The sequence below is a fragment of the Stutzerimonas stutzeri genome, assembly GCF_002890915.1.
In the GTDB taxonomy this organism is placed as follows: Bacteria; Pseudomonadota; Gammaproteobacteria; order Pseudomonadales; family Pseudomonadaceae; genus Stutzerimonas; species Stutzerimonas stutzeri_AF.
On the sequence record NZ_POUT01000007.1, the window covers coordinates 258,522 to 274,797 of the forward strand.

At 61.6% G+C, this 16,276-nt stretch carries 16 protein-coding genes; 12 read left to right on the top strand and 4 right to left on the bottom strand.

All coding sequences use genetic code 11. The features are described from left to right. The first annotated feature begins 187 nt into the window (after positions 1-187). The 4 genes from CXK94_RS14255 (at position 188) to CXK94_RS14265 (ending at position 2,706) form a co-directional block, all read left to right on the top strand. Positions 188-592, top strand: coding sequence for a DoxX family protein (locus CXK94_RS14255; protein WP_102894842.1), 405 nt, complete (start codon positions 188-190; stop codon positions 590-592). Between the two features lie 195 nt (positions 593-787). Then, positions 788-1,726 carry a VTT domain-containing protein gene (locus CXK94_RS14260; protein WP_102894843.1) on the top strand — a complete coding sequence of 313 codons (939 nt, stop codon included), beginning with the start codon at positions 788-790 and terminating at the stop codon, positions 1,724-1,726. A gap of 62 nt (positions 1,727-1,788) precedes the next feature. Beyond that, positions 1,789-1,929: a hypothetical protein gene (locus tag CXK94_RS22435; RefSeq protein ID WP_180984426.1), complete on the top strand. Its 141-nt coding sequence runs from the start codon at positions 1,789-1,791 to the stop codon at positions 1,927-1,929. Positions 1,930-2,106: 177 nt separating this feature from the next. After that, entirely contained in the window at positions 2,107-2,706 is a 600-nt protein-coding gene (locus tag CXK94_RS14265) for a nitroreductase family protein (protein WP_102894844.1), read from the top strand. 90 nt (positions 2,707-2,796) lie between these two features. Here the strand turns inward: CXK94_RS14265 and CXK94_RS14270 are convergent, their stop codons facing one another. Together CXK94_RS14270 and CXK94_RS14275 are read right to left on the bottom strand one after the other, a co-directional pair. After that, on the bottom strand, positions 2,797-4,173 hold the full coding sequence (locus CXK94_RS14270; protein ID WP_102894845.1) for a GntP family permease: 1,377 nt from the start codon (positions 4,171-4,173) through the stop codon (positions 2,797-2,799). Between the two features lie 52 nt (positions 4,174-4,225). Continuing rightward, the gene (locus CXK94_RS14275) at positions 4,226-4,759 is read right to left on the bottom strand and encodes a gluconokinase (protein ID WP_102894846.1); all 534 of its coding nucleotides are present in this window, start codon (positions 4,757-4,759) and stop codon (positions 4,226-4,228) included. Positions 4,760-5,100: 341 nt separating this feature from the next. Here CXK94_RS14275 and CXK94_RS14280 point away from each other — a divergent pair, with 341 nt between their 5' ends. From CXK94_RS14280 to CXK94_RS14295, 4 genes are all read left to right on the top strand, one after another. Beyond that, positions 5,101-6,132, top strand: a complete 1,032-nt coding sequence (locus tag CXK94_RS14280) for a LacI family DNA-binding transcriptional regulator (protein ID WP_102894859.1) — start codon at positions 5,101-5,103, stop codon at positions 6,130-6,132. Between the two features lie 102 nt (positions 6,133-6,234). Then, positions 6,235-8,061: a phosphogluconate dehydratase gene (gene edd / locus CXK94_RS14285; protein WP_102894847.1), complete on the top strand. Its 1,827-nt coding sequence runs from the start codon at positions 6,235-6,237 to the stop codon at positions 8,059-8,061. Positions 8,062-8,226: 165 nt separating this feature from the next. Beyond that, positions 8,227-8,913, top strand: a complete 687-nt coding sequence (locus CXK94_RS14290) for a bifunctional 4-hydroxy-2-oxoglutarate aldolase/2-dehydro-3-deoxy-phosphogluconate aldolase (RefSeq protein WP_423835243.1) — start codon at positions 8,227-8,229, stop codon at positions 8,911-8,913. A 64-nt stretch (positions 8,914-8,977) separates the two neighbouring features. Further along, a complete protein-coding gene (locus tag CXK94_RS14295; RefSeq protein ID WP_102894848.1) occupies positions 8,978-10,606 on the top strand; it encodes an NADP-dependent glyceraldehyde-3-phosphate dehydrogenase in 1,629 nt (542 codons plus the stop codon). Between the two features lie 707 nt (positions 10,607-11,313). Here CXK94_RS14295 and CXK94_RS14300 read toward each other — a convergent pair. Beyond that, complete coding sequence (locus CXK94_RS14300; RefSeq protein ID WP_019407037.1) at positions 11,314-11,931, bottom strand: HAD family hydrolase; 618 nt, start codon at positions 11,929-11,931, stop codon at positions 11,314-11,316. A 95-nt stretch (positions 11,932-12,026) separates the two neighbouring features. After that, positions 12,027-12,278 carry a hypothetical protein gene (locus CXK94_RS14305; RefSeq protein ID WP_026006656.1) on the bottom strand — a complete coding sequence of 84 codons (252 nt, stop codon included), beginning with the start codon at positions 12,276-12,278 and terminating at the stop codon, positions 12,027-12,029. 920 nt (positions 12,279-13,198) lie between these two features. Between CXK94_RS14305 and CXK94_RS14310 the strand changes: the two genes are divergently transcribed. From CXK94_RS14310 to CXK94_RS14330, 4 genes are all read left to right on the top strand, one after another. Next, positions 13,199-13,603 carry a DUF6957 family protein gene (locus tag CXK94_RS14310; RefSeq protein WP_017246334.1) on the top strand — a complete coding sequence of 135 codons (405 nt, stop codon included), beginning with the start codon at positions 13,199-13,201 and terminating at the stop codon, positions 13,601-13,603. Then, a complete protein-coding gene (locus CXK94_RS22650; RefSeq protein ID WP_057380855.1) occupies positions 13,603-13,917 on the top strand; it encodes a hypothetical protein in 315 nt (104 codons plus the stop codon). The genes CXK94_RS14310 and CXK94_RS22650 overlap by 1 nt, the downstream gene beginning before the upstream one ends. Before the next feature lie 518 nt (positions 13,918-14,435). Next, the gene (locus CXK94_RS14325; protein ID WP_102894850.1) at positions 14,436-15,089 is read left to right on the top strand and encodes a 3'-5' exonuclease; all 654 of its coding nucleotides are present in this window, start codon (positions 14,436-14,438) and stop codon (positions 15,087-15,089) included. Between the two features lie 208 nt (positions 15,090-15,297). Continuing rightward, positions 15,298-16,191, top strand: coding sequence for a TerB N-terminal domain-containing protein (locus CXK94_RS14330; RefSeq protein ID WP_336436020.1), 894 nt, complete (start codon positions 15,298-15,300; stop codon positions 16,189-16,191). Positions 16,192-16,276 lie beyond the last annotated feature (85 nt).

Sequence of the window (16,276 nt, forward strand, 5' to 3'; positions counted from 1 at the left end):
CGGGTTCCTACGGAGCGGTTCCGAAGCCCCATCCGGGCGGGCATAGGGGAGGGCGCTGGCCCGATTCCTGAGTCCGCCTGGCGGCCTTCAGGGCCAATGCCGAACCAATGAATACAGAACGATCTGCTGTGGTCGCCGCGACCACGGCATGGGTACCTTTTTTCGCAACCAACTGGAGTAACGCATCATGGAAAACCGTAATCACCCGCTCATTGCCGTCATTGGCCGTGTACTCATCGCGACATTGTTCCTGGTCAGTGGCTTCGGGAAACTGGCTGCGCCAGCCGGCACCATCGGCTATATCGCATCGGCCGGCCTGCCAGTGCCCACGCTGGGCTACGCAATTGCCTTGTTCGTCGAGATCGTGCTGCCGATCATGCTCGTGCTGGGCTACAAGACGCGCCTGACGGCCGCCATCCTGGCCGTGTTCTCGGTCGTGACGGCGCTGGTCTTCCACTTGCAGCTCAGCGACCAGAACCAGTCGATCCACTTCTTCAAGAACATCGTCGTCGCGGGTGGCCTGCTGCAGATCGTGGCCTTCGGCGGTGGTTTGCTGAGCCTGGACAGCCGGCGCAAGCGCAGCGCGCGCTGAACCTCGCGACCGTGCTCCTCATCGCATCGGCCTCGGGCGATGCTCATTGCTGCTAAGCGCTCGGTTTCGAGCCGTTGGAAGTTGTGAATCGATGAAACAGATATCTCTTGCCGTCCATGCCGCTGCCGCATGAGGCTCAGCTCGCCTATTGGTATAAATTTCACTCAGTTCTACTACCAGCAGCGGTTCTGACCGATGGCTTTCACCGAGGCGCTTCAATCATCGCTGGCCGAGCACGGACTGGCCCTGCTGTTCTTCAACATCCTGTTGGAGCAGGCAGGATTGCCGATCCCCGCCTATCCGTCCCTGGTCGTGGCCGGGACGCTGGCGCAAGGCGGCAATGGGGCCTCGGTGGCCACTGTGTTCGGGCTTGCCGTCCTGGCCTGCCTGATCGCCGACACGGTCTGGTTCTGGCTCGGGCGCCGGCATGGCACCTGGCTGATGCGCGGCATCTGCCGGGTCTCGCTGTCGCCGGACAGCTGCATCCGCAAGAGCACCCACCTTTATCGCCAGCTGGGGCCGCGGCTGTTGCTGATCGCCAAGTTCCTGCCCGGGGCGGGGGCCATGACCACGCTGATGGCGGGCACCTCCGGCACTTCGCTGGTGACCTTCCTGCTCTATGACGCCGCCGGTTCCGCCATCTGGGTCGCTTCGGCGCTGATGATGGGCATCGTTTTCGAGAACGCCGTGTGGGCCATCCTGGCGCTGTTCACCCGCTATGTGCTGCCGGGCACGCTTGTCGTGCTCGCCCTGTTCGCGGCCTTCCTGGTCTGGAAATGGGCGCATCGGGCACGCCTGATGCGGCGCAGCCACAAGGTGCCGCGGCTGCAGGTCGGCGACCTGCAGACCCTGCAGTCCCAGGGGCTGCCGCATGTCCTGGTGGATGTACGCAGCGACCTCGGCGATGGCGAGGTGCGTATCCCCGGCGCCATCCACATGAGCCTCGACGCCAAGGCGCATGAACTGAACACGCTGCCTGCCGATGCCCTGGTGGTGGTTTATTGCGACTGCCCCAGCGAGGTGTCGGCGGCCTACCTGGCCGAACGCATCCGGGCGACGGGGCGTCCCCGTGTCTTCGCGCTGCAGGGCGGCATCCGTGCCTGGAGCGAGGCGCTGGCCAACCCGCCTGAATGAATGCTTGCCACATGCCGGGACGAGGCCCTGGCATTTCACTCCCCCACAATCGGAGACACGCCATGCTGCTCAACGACTGGAGTCAAGTCCTCTCCCAAAACAAGAAGGCCGGAGCCGGGCTCGCCAGGAACAACCCGCAGATGATGGAAGCCGGGCATGGACGCGGCGTCCCCGCGGCGATGTCGACGCTACCCGCACACTGAAACGTCAACCGACCCTGGTGAAAGTGGAAAGCGTGCTATTCGATTCCCCCTGTTCTCGCATCCGCTTTGCACTCTTATGATCGTCGCCACAGAGCCTCTTGGCAGGGCCCGGCACCCCGTGGTGCCGCTGGCTTTGAGTTTCATCTTGACCGAACCCTTCGATAGGAAAACATCTGCATGAGTAATGCCTACATCAATGCCATCAAGAGTCGCCGCAGCCAGTACGCGCTGGGCAAGGATCTGCCGCTGCCGCAGGAAGAAGTCACCCTGCTGATCCAGGAGGCGATCAGGCTGTCGCCGTCCTCGTTCAACTCGCAAAGCTCGCGCGCGGTGATCCTGTACGGCTCCCAGAGCGACCTGTTCTGGGGCTTCGTGAAGGAAGAACTGCGCAAGATCGTGCCGGGCGATGCCTTCGCCACGACGGAAGCCAAGATCGACAGCTTCGCTGCCGGTGCCGGCACCGTCCTGTTCTACGAAGACCAGGACGTCATCGCCGGCCTGCAGAAGCAGTTCGCGACCTACGCCGACAATTTCCCGGTCTGGTCCGAGCAGGCCAGCGGCATCGCCCAGTTCTCCGTGTGGACCGCGCTGGCCAACGCCGGCATCGGCGCCAGCCTCCAGCACTACAACCCGCTGCCCGACGCGGCCGTCGCCGCCGAATGGAACCTGCCGGCCAGCTGGAAGCTGCGCGCCCAGATGCCTTTCGGTGCCAACAAGGGCGGCTTCGGCGAAAAGGCCTTCATCGACGACGAACAGCGGTTCCGCGTGTTCGCCTAAAAAGGCCGGGCGCCGCCGTTGCGCCACACTGCCCGGCACGACAAGACCCGCCGTCACTGGCGGGTCTTGCGTATGTGGGGACGGGGTGGCTCAGAGCAGCAAGCTGCCAATCAGCGCCAGCAGGAAGGCGATACCGCCGAGAAGGGTCTCCATCACCGTCCAGGTCTTGAGGGTGGTTTTCTCGTCCATCTGCAGGAAGCGACTGACCAGCCAGAAACCGGAGTCGTTGACATGCGACAGCACGGTCGCACCACCGGCGATGGCGACGACGATGAAGCACAGGTCGTATTGGCTCAGGCCCGGCGTGGCGGCCACGGTCGGTGCCATCAGCGCGGCGGCAGTGGTCAGCGCCACGGTGGCCGAACCCTGCGCCACGCGCAGGGCGGCGGAGATCAGGAAGGCCGCCACGATCACCGGCAGCCCGGTATCGGCCAGCAGTGACGACAGCGCGTCGCCAATGCCGCTGGCACGCAGCACGCTGCCGAACATGCCGCCGGCACCGGTCACCAGCACGATCGAACAGATCGGCCCGAGCGCACCCTCGCAGACTTTTTCCAGATGCCTGGGGGTGTAGCGCCCGCTGAATACCAGCAACGCGAAGAAGGTGGTGATCAGCAGCGCCACGGGCGTCTTGCCGATCATGCGCAGCAGCTGCACCCATCTATCGCCGGCCTCGACATACCCCATGACCGTCAGCGTGTTGAGCCCGGTATCGAGGAAGATCAGCAGCAACGGCAGCAGCAGGATGGCCAATACCAGGGGAAAACTGGGTGGCGTCACCGAGCTGTCGCGCTCGGTGTCGGTCAGAAAGGTCGCCGGCAGCTTTAGGTCGAAGCGTTTGCCGGCCCACTGGCCGAACAGGTAGCTGCCGACGTACCAGGTTGGCAGCGCGATGAGCGCTCCGATGATCACCAGCAGGCCGATGTTCGCGCCGAGCAGATCGGCAGCGGCGACCGGGCCGGGATGCGGCGGCACCAGCGCATGCATCGCCGCGAAGGCACCGGCGACCGGCAAGGCATACAGCAGGGTCGAGCCGCCGAAGCGCTTGGCCACGCTGAAGATGATCGGCAGCATCACCACCAGGCCGGCATCGAAGAAGATCGGGAAACCGAAGAGTAGCGCCGCAATCCCGAGCGCCAGCGGTGCGCGCTTCTCGCCGAAGGTGCCGATCAGCGTGTCGGCCAGCACCTGGGCGCCGCCCGTCACTTCGAGCAGACGCCCGATCATCGCCCCGAGGCCCACCAGCAGGGCGACCGCAGCCAGAGTATTGCCAAAGCCGCTCAGCAGCGTGGGAACGACCTGATCGAAGGGGATGTGCGTCGCCAACGCGGTGACGATGCTGACCAGGACCAGCGCAAGAAAGGCATGCACCCTGAAGCGCATGATCAGCAGAAGCAGCAATGCGACGGCAGCGGTGGCGGTGAGCAGCAATACCGTGGCGTCGGGTGTGGAAGCCAGTGGGTTCATGGTCTACCTCATTATTCTTGTCGTAGAGGAATGGCAAGTGAACGGGTTGCGGTCAGGCCTGCCTCGCGAGGGCATTCACCGACTTCCACCAGCTTTCGGCCTGGCGGCTGAGCTGGTCGACGGGCTGGGTGGCATCGAGCACCAGGGTCAGGGGTTCGGCGGTAGGCGGTTCCAGGGCGGCGAATTGACTGTCGATCAGGCTGGCCGGCATGAAGTGATCGGGGCGGCTGGCGACCCGTTCACCCGCCGTTTCGCGGGTCAGCTCCAGGTAGACGAAGCCCAGGCCGGGGACCGCCTGGCGTAGCTGCCTGCGGTAGGCCTGCCGCAACGCAGAGCACGTCAGCACCGCCTGCCCGCCGTTGCGGGTCGCCTTGCACAGCTCTTCACCGAGACGAGCCAGCCAGCCGGCACGATCATCGTCATCGAGGGGGATGCCCGAACTCATCTTGGCAATGTTGGCCGCGGGGTGAAATTGGTCGCCTTCGATGAACGCGGCGCCGGTACGGGTCGCGATGGCATGACCGACGCTGCTCTTTCCACAGCCGGCGACACCCATGATCACCAGTGCATTGATGCTTGGTTGCATAGGTACGGTACCTCGTAAAAATAGCGCTATCTCATTGAGGTGAAGCGAGGAGCGCCAAAGTGCATTGTAGTTTTTGTCGTAACGGCAGCGAAAATTCCATCAACATGCCGCTATTTATGGTTATGCCTGACGCTTTAGCGTTGCCGCGCTGGAAAGACAGCGCTATCCTAGGTGGCATGTTTCGTCTTGGCAAGAGCGGCAGGCCGGGAGTCATGCGGGGTATCCGCCTCGGGGTGCGCCGACGTCTTCTCTCGTGCGCCCGGCTGATTGCTTCGCCGGGCTCGCGATCCAGGCGCCGAGTGCAGCAGAATAAAAAATATAGAACATGCGATATGTCCCCGATGAGCACTTCCAAAACTGGTAGAAGCACCCGCACGACCGGCCGGCCGACCCTCAATGAAGTTGCCCGCCACGCCGGCGTCAGCCCGATCACCGCGTCTCGTGCCCTGCGCGGCATCCCCAGCGTCGCCGAGGAGCTGGCACACAAGGTTCGCGAGGCCGCCAGCAAGCTGGGCTATGTGGTCAACCCGGCAGCCCGCGCGCTCGCCTCCTCGCACAGCCAGACCATTGCCGTGATCGTGCCGTCGCTGACCAACCAGCTGTTCGTCGAGACCCTGGAGGCCATCCACGATGTCATGCGCCCGCGCGGCCTCGAGGTGCTGATCGGCAACTCGCATTACTCGCGCGATGAAGAAGAAGACCTGATCCGCAATTACCTGGCATACCAGCCCCGCGGCATCCTGCTGACCGGCTTCGAGCGCACCGAGAGCGCCCGCCGCCTGCTCGATTCCAGCGGTATTCCCTGCGTCTACATGATGGACATCGATCCGGGCGCTGGCCTGCATTGCGTGGGTTTCTCCCAGGTACAGGCTGGCGCCTGCGCCGCCGAACACCTGGTCGCCAGAGGCCGCCGCCGCCTGGCCTTCGTCGGCGCCCAGCTGGATCAGCGGACCCTGCTGCGCGGTGAGGGCTTTCGCCGCGCCCTGCAGCGGGCCGGGCTCTACGACCCCGCTTTGGAAGTGCTGACGCCCCGGCGTTCGACCGTCGGCCTGGGCTGCGAACTGTTCGCCCGCCTGGTCGCCGAGCATCCGGACCTGGACGGCATCTTCTTCGGCAACGACGACCTTGCCCAGGGCGCCCTGCTCGAAGCTCTGCGCCTGGGCATCCGCATTCCCGAGCAGATTTCGGTGCTCGGCTTCAACGACCTGCCCGCCTCAGCATTTTGCGTGCCGCGGCTCAGCAGCATCCGCACGCCGCGCGAAGCGATTGGCCGTCGCGCCGCCGAGATGCTGCTTGCCCTGATGGGCGGCCAGACGCTGCCTGAACAGGTACAGGATCTGGGCTTTGAGCTGATGCTGCGCGAGAGCACTTGAGCCAGACGCCATCGTGCGCCGCGCGCGGCGGCGCCCCAGCCACCGGCAGGAACGGCGCAGTGCCGCTCCTGCTCACACGAACACCCGATTTGGAGTCCGCCCATGCATCCACGCATCCTTGAGGTGACCGAGCGCCTGATCGAACGCAGCCGTGCCACTCGCACAGGCTACCTCGCCATGATCGAGGCCGTGGCTAGCGACGGCCCGCAGCGCGGCAAGCTGCAATGCGCCAACTTCGCCCACGGCGTGGCCTCCTGCGGCGGTAGCGACAAGCAGCGCCTGCGCCTGATGGACTCGGCCAATGTGGCCATCGTCAGCGCCTACAACGACATGCTGTCGGCGCACCAGCCCTACGTCGATTACCCCGAGCGGATCAAGCGCGTGCTGCACGAAATCGGCTCGGTCGGCCAGGTGGCGGGCGGCGTGCCCGCCATGTGCGATGGCGTGACCCAGGGCGAGCCGGGAATGGAGCTGTCCCTCGCCAGCCGCGAAGTGATAGCGCTGTCTACCGCGGTAGCCCTGTCGCACAACATGTTCGACGCGGCGCTGTACCTGGGCATCTGCGACAAGATCGTCCCCGGCCTGCTGATCGGTGCCCTGCGCTTCGGCCACCTGCCGGCGCTGTTCATGCCCAGCGGGCCGATGACCTCCGGCCTGCCCAACAAGGACAAGGCCGATGTACGTCAGCGCTTCGCCGATGGCCGGGCCAGCCGCGAAGAACTGCTCGAAGCCGAAATGAAGGCTTACCACGACCCCGGCACCTGCACCTTCTACGGCACCGCCAACACCAACCAGATGCTCATGGAAGTGATGGGGCTGCACCTGCCCGGTGCATCCTTCGTCAACCCGGAGGCCCCGCTGCGCCAGTGGCTGAGCGACGAGGCCGCGCGCCAGGTGGTGCGCCTGACCCGCCAGGGCGGCAGCTTCACGCCGCTTGGCCGCCTGCTCGACGAGCGTGTGCTGGTCAACGCCGTAGTCGCCCTGCATGCCACCGGCGGCTCCACCAACCACACCCTGCACCTGCCGGCCATCGCCCAGGCCGCCGGCATCCAGCTGACCTGGCAGGACATGGCCGACCTCTCCGAGGTGGTGCCGACCCTGACCCGCGTCTATCCCAACGGCAAGGCCGACATCAACCATTTCCAGGCCGCCGGCGGCGTGGCCTTGCTGGTGCGCGAGCTGCTCGACGCCGGCCTGCTGCACGAGGACGTGGACACGGTCGTGGGCCACGGCCTGCGCCGCTACACCCAGGAGCCGTTCATCGATGGCGACCGGCTGGTCTGGCGCGACGGTCCGGCACGGAGTCTCGACGAGAATGTCCTGCGTCCGGTGGCGCGGCCCTTCTCGGCCGAAGGCGGCCTGCGGGTGATGCGCGGCAACCTCGGCCAGGGGGTGATGAAAATCTCTGCCGTGGCGCCGGAACACCAGGTGGTGCAAGCGCCGGCACGAATCTTCCATGACCAGCAGCAACTGGTCGAGGCCTTCGAGGCCGGCGAACTGGAGCGCGACCTGGTCGCGGTGATGCTGTTCCAGGGGCCACGCAGCAACGGCATGCCCGAGCTGCACAAGATGACCCCTTACCTCGGCGTGCTGCAGGATCGCGGCTTCAAGGTCGCATTGGTCACCGACGGGCGCATGTCCGGCGCCTCCGGCAAGGTGCCCGCGGCCATCCACGTCTACCCCGAGGCCATCGATGGCGGCCCCTTGGCGCGCCTGCGCGACGGCGACATCGTGCGGGTCGATGGCAGCAGCGGCGAGCTGCAGGTGAACGTCGACGCCGCCGAGCTGGCCGCGCGCCAGCCTGTGCAGCCCTCGGCCACTGAGAGCGTGGGCTGTGGCCGCGAGCTGTTCGCCTTCATGCGCGGCTCCTTCAGTTCGGCCGAACTCGGTGCCAGCGTCTTTACCCAGGCCCTGGCGGCGCTGAAATAGAACCACTGCAATCGTGACGACCCGCCCGGGCCATCACGATTGCATCGCGAAAAGACAGCGCTATCTTTGGCGCGTCGCTGCAATGCCGAGGCGGGTCGCCCCAGTGGCCGGTCTCCGCCTTTCCCAACCCCCAGTCAGGGGCCACGGCCCCCGAGGATAGAACCGATGAACGACCCGCAACGCCACGAGGCGACCTCCGCACCACTGCCGGACATGGCCAGCAAGATCGCGCGCATCGACAGCCTGTGCGCGGCGGCACGCATCCTCCCGGTGATCAGGATCGAACGCGAAGCGGACATCCTGCCGCTGGCCGATGCCCTCGCCGCCGGTGGCCTGCGCACCCTGGAAGTCACCCTGCGCTCGGACCTCGGCCTGCAGGCCATCGCCGAGTTGCGCAAGGCGCGACCGGAACTGTGCGTGGGCGCCGGCACGGTGCTCGATGAAAGCATGCTGGCCGATGCGGTGGCCGCCGGCGCCGAGTTCATCGTTACACCGGGTTGTACCCAGGCCCTGCTCGAAGCCGGTATCGAATGCCCGGTACCGCTGCTGCCCGGCGTCAGCAGCGCCTCGGAAATCATGCTCGGCTACGCTCTGGGCTACCGCCGTTTCAAGCTGTTCCCCGCTGAACTGGCCGGCGGCATCGCCGCGCTCAAGGCGTTCCGCGGCCCATTCGGCACCGTGCGTTTCTGCCCCACCGGCGGTCTCAACCCGGGCAACCTGCGGAACTACATGCAGCAGCCCAACGTGATGTGCGTCGGCGGGTCGTGGATGCTGGAGGATGCCTGGGTGCGCAGCGGTGACTGGCAGCGCATCACCCAGGCCGGTTCCGAGGCCTTGCAACTGCTGGCGTGAGCCAGTCGGACCCGGCGCCGCTGGCGGCGCCCCCCTATTCGCAGCGACCGAAAGGACCGGAACCATGAGCTCAGAGAACGCATTGAACAATCTCTTTCCCAGTGCAGCCCGGATTCCCGAGCAGTACCGGCTGGACATTCCGATCGAACAGCGCGAGTACCTGCTCGATGGCCAACTGCATCGCTGGGAAGGCCCGCTGGCCAGTGTGCGCAGCCCGATCTGCCTGACCCACGGCGATGGCCACACCGAGCAGGTGATCCTCGGCAGTGCCCCGCTGATGGACGCCGAAGCCGCCCTGGCGGCGCTGGATGCCGCCGTGCGGGCCTATGACAACGGCCAGGGCGCCTGGCCGACCCTGCGCGTGGCCGAGCGCATCCGCCATGTGGAAAGCTTCCTGCTGCGCATGCGCCAGCAGCGCGACGCCGTGGTGCGCCTGCTGATGTGGGAAATCGGCAAGAGCCTCAAGGATGCCGAGAAGGAATTCGACCGCACCTGCGACTACATCGTCGACACCATCGACGAGCTGAAAGAGCTCGACCGCCGTTCCAGCCGCTTCGAGCTGGAGCAGGGCACCCTCGGCCAGATCCGCCGCGCGCCGCTGGGCGTGGCGCTGTGCATGGGCCCCTACAACTACCCGCTCAACGAAACCTTCACCACCCTGATCCCGGCGCTGATCATGGGCAACACGGTAGTGTTCAAGCCGGCCAAGTTCGGCGTGCTGCTGATCCGTCCGCTGCTCGAAGCCTTTCGCGACAGCTTCCCGCCCGGCGTCATCAACGTCATCTACGGCAAGGGCCGCGATACCGTCAGCGCGCTGATGGCCAGCGGCAAGGTGGACGTGTTCGCCTTCATCGGCACCAACAAGGGTGCCAGCGACCTGAAGAAGCTCCACCCGCGCCCGCACCGCCTGCGCGCGGTGCTCGGCCTGGATGCGAAGAACCCCGGCATCGTGCTGCCCCAGGTGGACCTGGACAACGCCGTGGAAGAGGCCGTGACCGGCGCCCTGTCGTTCAACGGCCAGCGCTGCACCGCACTGAAGATTCTGTTCGTCCAGCGCGATGTCCTGCAGCCGTTCCTCGATCGCTTCAGCGCCCGGCTGGCGGCACTCAAGCCCGGCATGCCATGGGAAGAGGGCGTGGCCCTGACGCCGTTGCCGGAGCCGGGCAAGGTGGACTACCTCAACGGCCTGCTGCAGGACGCCTTGGCAAAAGGCGCACAGGTGATCAACCCGGGCGGTGGCGGCCAGCGCGAAACCTTCTTCTACCCGGCGCTACTCAGCCCGGTCAGCGCGGACATGCGCCTGTACCATGAAGAGCAGTTCGGCCCGCTGATTCCGGTGGTGCCGTATGACGACCTCGCTGAAGTGATCGACTACGTCCTGCGCTCGGACTACGGCCAGCAACTCAGCCTGTTCGGCAACGACCCGCTGCAGATCGGCCGGTTGATCGACGCCTTCGCCAACCAGGTCGGCCGCATCAACGTCAATACCCAGTGCCAGCGCGGCCCGGACCGCTACCCGTTCAACGGGCGCAAGAACTCGGCCGAAGGCACCCTGTCGGTGCACGATGCGCTGCGCGTGTTCTCCATCCGCACCCTGGTCGCCACGCGTGATCGGGAAGCCAACAAGGCGCTGTTCAGCGAGATCATCCAGGGCCGCCATTCGAGCTTCCTGACCACCGACTACATCTTCTGATGCCAGTACCGACGCCCCCCTATGGGGGCGTGTCGGACTGCTCATTGAGCACGACGGAGGTTGTTCCCGGTTGCCGCCTGCAATATGGCCCGTAGTCGTTGCGCACGCTCATGCGCGAAGCTCTACCGGGATCGAATCGAAGCGCACAATGAGTTTCATCCTGGGCACCTGCTGATGCCCCACGTGGATGTGACTACTCGATGTCACACCTGCCAAAAACGACAGGCTCAGACAGCACAAAGCCCCGGAGTACGGGGCTCTGCGCTTGTGATGGTGGAGCCGGGGGGATTTGAATCCCAAACTTCAATATCCCGGCCAAATCAAGGCTTCAGCGCATTATGCAAGAAACCTTGATTTGTTGGATTGCTCACAGTGAGCGCGAGTATATGAACCTTTCGAGCCTTGTCAAGCATCGCATTCACCTATCTGTGAGAGTGGCTTTGCGTGCGTTGGCGAGTAGAGCTGCCCGCAGTCGGTTGGGTTTAGGCTGCGTTGAAGCCAAACGCTCCTGAGTTTGAAGTTACCAATGATCTAGGGAGGCGCCTTGGGTTTCTAAGGTGTTCCCGTTGGCACCCGATCATAATCACCTCAACTCAATTTACGGTCTTATTTTGACTGCGGTTCGAGGTTCATGGAGCAGGATTGCCTGGTGTGATTCCAGGTTTCAATCGCGAGGTGCGAAAATGGATGGGGCTGACATCGCTCGCTCAACGCGCGGTTGCCAATACCTTACGAGCGAACGTAACCAATTCAGGGCAGTCACCGTTGGTGCTGTTTCGGTCAACAAAAAAGCCTCGGATGCCTACTGCCGTTGGCCCATCTCGGTCGCAACGTTGGGAGTCACCGATCATCCACGATGCGGTCGGGGACGCCCCAAGCTGATCGCAAATCCAACTGTAGATGGTGGGTTCGGGCTTCATTACGCCTAAATCACAGCTAAACGCATATGCGTCTAGCATGGGGTAGCAACGCAGGACGGCTTGCCGGTACGGGAAAGCCAAATTCGAGCAAACACCGATTCGAATGCCTTGCTCTTGGAGCAGTTTCACCGCTTCGAGCCCGTCAGGATATGCCTCAACGGCTGCGATCTCTTCTGCCAGGACAGTTTCCAGAGTGCTCAATTGTTCAGGGCTTGCAGTGATCCCCAAATGCGCTGCGGCTTGCGTCAACGTTATCGCAGATTTCATCAGGAAAGACGCGTCGTCCGGGCGGGGGCGCCGCCCATGCGCCTTTCCGATCTTCATCAACTGTCGGTACGGATGCGACCCATCTTGAATCTTTATCAGTGTCCCGAAAGCATCAAAAATGACGGCTTGTATGGTCATTAGACATCCCGTTACGACAGGGTATGAAGGCTGGCGCATTCAACCGACGTGCTTGATTGGCCCCGAATACTTCGCTGTAGCATGATTATTGGTTACTAGGATGAAGCCTTCCGAAGCTGCTTGTCCGATGAGCATCCGATCAAATGGGCGCTGTGAAGGAGAGGCGAGGCCGCAGCCGTAATGGCGTGTCGGCTGGTCACGGACAGCTCCTTGTAGTCGCCGTCCAGAAGAGACCTTCTTAGTACTCCTGAATCGAACTGAAAGCTGGCTTTGCCCATCGCGTTTTGGCCGATTTCCCAGATGCTAGCGGCGCTGATGAACAGCTCATTGGCGCGATCCTCGATCATCTCCACAGCCCCGAGTTAGCTAACCCACTTAGTCTATCCCCTCGTTGGAGGGGCAGCTGTCATGGTCAATTGCAGGCTGTAAATAATTGCGGTTTTTCCGTGACGCTGCGGTTATATGGAATTATGGCTCAGCCATAATTATTGCTGAGCCATAATTTCCATTATTTTGTGGCCCCGCCGTTCAGCTCGACGCGTGACGCGCTTCATGCGTGCACTAGATAGGTAGCTAGGTGTTAGTAAGCAGATCTCAGCGTACGCAGACTTTCTCGAACCTGCCCCTCGCTACAAATTACTCAGATCATCCGCTTTCGTTTGCAATTTAAGCAGTCGCGAGGAGTCGCGGTACCCTTCCGCGTCACAGACGCGCCTCGCTTGTGGTGATTACCAACGGTGCGAAATTTCAAAATTCGAAAAGACGACTCCGAGCCGGTTGGATCAGCCTCGCATCGTCCGTGGAGATATGTCTTGATCTCAAATAGTCATTGGCCGCGCCCAGGGTAAGTCCGATAAGGATTATCTTCTTTCTCTTCTGGTGCATGTGTTCTGGCAATCCTTGTCAATATATACGTATTACAAATACCGATGGTCAGTGGTTGGCTTTTTTCTTTTCTAAAAGTGCTTGACGAGCCGTCGCTGGAGCTGGATTATTTTATTGCATTGGTTTCAGGTTGCTGTTTTTTGTCCAATACTGAGCGTAGTGGGGCGACGCCATAGGCTTGCATCGATGAATAAAGTACTTAGTTTAATAATGGAGGTTGATGGGGTTGCGCTGCTCGCCTTTTAGACTCAGGCCATATATTAAAAGTCAGAACTGACGCTCATTGGGAAACAAGCTTTTCATACTTGGTAGGTTTGTCAAGGTAGGGACGTTTTGCCCAGATTCTGCCTCTAGACATCTATGGCTCAGATAGAGAGACGGTATGGACGATTTAAAGAAAGTATCTCATTTGTTATACGCCCCGGGTGAGGTAATGCCTGGTATCGAGATGTCGTTAGCAGAGGCGTGCGCGCGTGGTTCAGCGGCTGCGTTGCATGACGAGGTGCCTTTCTGTGTTGTGCGTGACTGGATCTGGATCGATCTCATCGTGCCTGACGCGATACGAGAAACGTTACAGGCGTCCGGGCAACAGCCCGCGATGGTGTATGCCGGCCGCGTGTTGTACGACAGTGCCAACCGTTTCCAAGAGGGTGACTGGGTGCGTACAACACAACTGATTGAGTTTGCCGATGGGTGCATTTTCAGAACGCGCAATACGCGATATGTGCTTGCTGGCCCAGGGGCTCGCAAAAGCGCCGAGCTCACTACTGTGTTGAAGATTTTTTGATGCGTAGTCAGATATTGGCGGGCATGGACGTACCAGACAACCGACACCCCGATGTGCCTTGCGACGTCTGTGGTACCTCCATGCGAGTGCCTGGGTACGGCGAACAGTTCGGTGTGCTGCAAGCGCACTGGGGATACGGCGCGCGACATGACGGTGAGCGTTATCGCGTACGGATGTGTGAAACCTGCTTCTTCATGACCTTGGCGTATTTGCGACAGGAGCGACGCATACATCATTTGTTTGGCGACGCCCCGCAGCATGAAGACTACAAGTTTGGGCGTATTGCTCGAGACGATTATTGGTTGGACAGCTAGCCGTTAGTGGGGGGAGGCAACGAGTTTTGATCCGAATTTGGGTGCTGACGTGATGAGTTCAACTAAACGAAGTATCGACCAAGCACGTGATGTATCTGACGCGTTGTCGCGAGCAATGGATATATCTTTTGGTAGGGAAGTTACGGCGTATCTCACGGACGCTTATTTAATCGCAGGCTGTTGTATCGGCGTGGTTCATCGTCACGTGCGGGCGGATGTGTATGGTAGGTTCCAGGACGGTCACCGGGTTCGGACCTCCGATGTACTGAAAGCTCATGAGCAAGGCGGGTTTTGGGCGCTGTTTACCGCCACGGGCAGCTTGTACGTTATTGTGACTTTCAAAGAAGACGGGCGCCTGTCACTGGATTGGCTGTTGGCACAGAGGGCAAAAGGCATACACGCAACCCCGGTAACGAAACAGTGATCCTTTTCTCGTGTCAGTACTATAAAGCTGAGCCCACGGTCCGTGCTGATGCTCGTAAGTTTATATCCTCTGAGGAAAAGAAGGGCGGGGTGTCATGCAGGTAAAGCGTTGGGGGCAGCTTGATGCGCTTCGTCAACAACTTGGAGAAAGTCGCTGGTTACTTTGCGTGGATCTGGAAGCGACTTGCGATGACTACCCTGCCGGCCTAAACGAGGCGGCCCGGAACGCTCACGTATTGAAGGTCCAGCGCGACGAGATGGAGACGATCGATATTGGCATCGCGCTGTTGGATGTTCAGTCGGAGTACAGGATTGTCGATCATTTCGGACAGTTTGTCCGGCCGCTACTTCGCCCCACGCTGACTGAGTTTTGCACGGGGCTGACCGGCATATCTCAATCTGACGTCGATACTGCAAAGCGTTTCGCGGAGGTACAAGAGCAGCTTGGTGACTGGTTGAAGCCGCGAAATACAGAAGGCTGGCGCTGGTGCTCTTGGGGCGATTACGACCTAAACCAGCTGAAGGAGGACGCTTTCAGAGCAGGGGTAGATGTATTGCTGGATCCGGCGCGTCATATCAATCTAAAGAAGTGCTTTTGGAAGATTTTCGCTTGCCGTGCGCTAGGACTGAAGTATGCAGTGGAAAGCATAGGCCTTTCCTGGGAGGGTGAGCATCACAGGGCCATCGACGATGCGCGTAATCTGGCACGGTTAGCGCAGTTACTGCTCAGCGCGAGGCAACCGACGTAGTAGGGCGGACAGCGCTGTGCCTGCTCATCAATTCTACCCCGTGGTCGCCCGGCTCGCATCGAGCCGCCTTTTCACCAGTGCATACGGAACACATCTGGATAACGTCATAAAGAGATTCAACACGTAGCTTGGTGCGAGGTATTGGCTGATGCACCCGAATTGCCGATACTGCTAAATGGCCAGCATGCTTGTATAGGGAGTCGAAGCGATGGCAGGGAAGCGTAAGCGCAGCAGCAAGTCTGGTGTATCTGGAGCGATAGTTCTGTGTGCCCTAGTGATTGGGGGGCTAGCTTCCGTTCCCAAGGGTGTTTGGGTTTTCTTGGGCGGAGCACTCATTGTCGGCATAGGCGGGTGGCTAGTAAGAAAGGCCTTCAGCAAACCGTCAGTCATGTCTTCGGCAACAACTATGCGGCCACCTCAAGGGGGAACTCGTTCAAGTTCCTCGGACCTCGGCATGAGCACCGGCCTGACGTTTTCATTGGATGAGGTCTCGCCACTAAGTGAGCCCTCTGCTCCTGCGCAAGTCTCGGCGTCGCCCCGGCAGGTTTCGGCAAAGCGAGACGACTCTGGCTTTTTTACCGTAACTTTGGAGGCCACTGAGCGGCCTTCCCACCGAATTCCGAGCGCGCCGGCGAACCTGAATAGTGCCAACGTCCGGTGGCTTTCTGCTGGCGAAACCATCGAAGTGGCGGGCGAAAATATCCCAATTGGTCTGATCTACGTCGGCGAAGATAAAAACAGGCGCAATGGACCTTCGGAACCGTCACTGATCAACCCCAAACTGAAGGTCGCACGGGGCATCGTCGATATATCTGAGCGTCTCACCTCTTACTGGCCCAGTTACGACAGCATCTCTCCTGAGGCCCGCCGCGCATACTTGCAATGGCTATCCAGTGGTCGAAAGGCTCCGCATGCCAACATCGGCTACGTGTTCCTATTCTTCTACGGTCTTGAGCGTAGGGTTTTTGTCGACGCCAAGACGGATCAGGCTGCTGCGGCCGACATACCTATCATAATTGCCGAGGTGGAGCGGCTGCTCTCGATCTATGGCAAGAATAACGTAACCGTCCGCCGAACCCATCTCCCCGCTTCTTCCAGATAACGGCATGGTGTCCACCTATTTTTGGTGGACACCATTTCAAGCCACTTTCTGGAGGGTTTCGTGTCTCGACAGCGCCGTACATTTC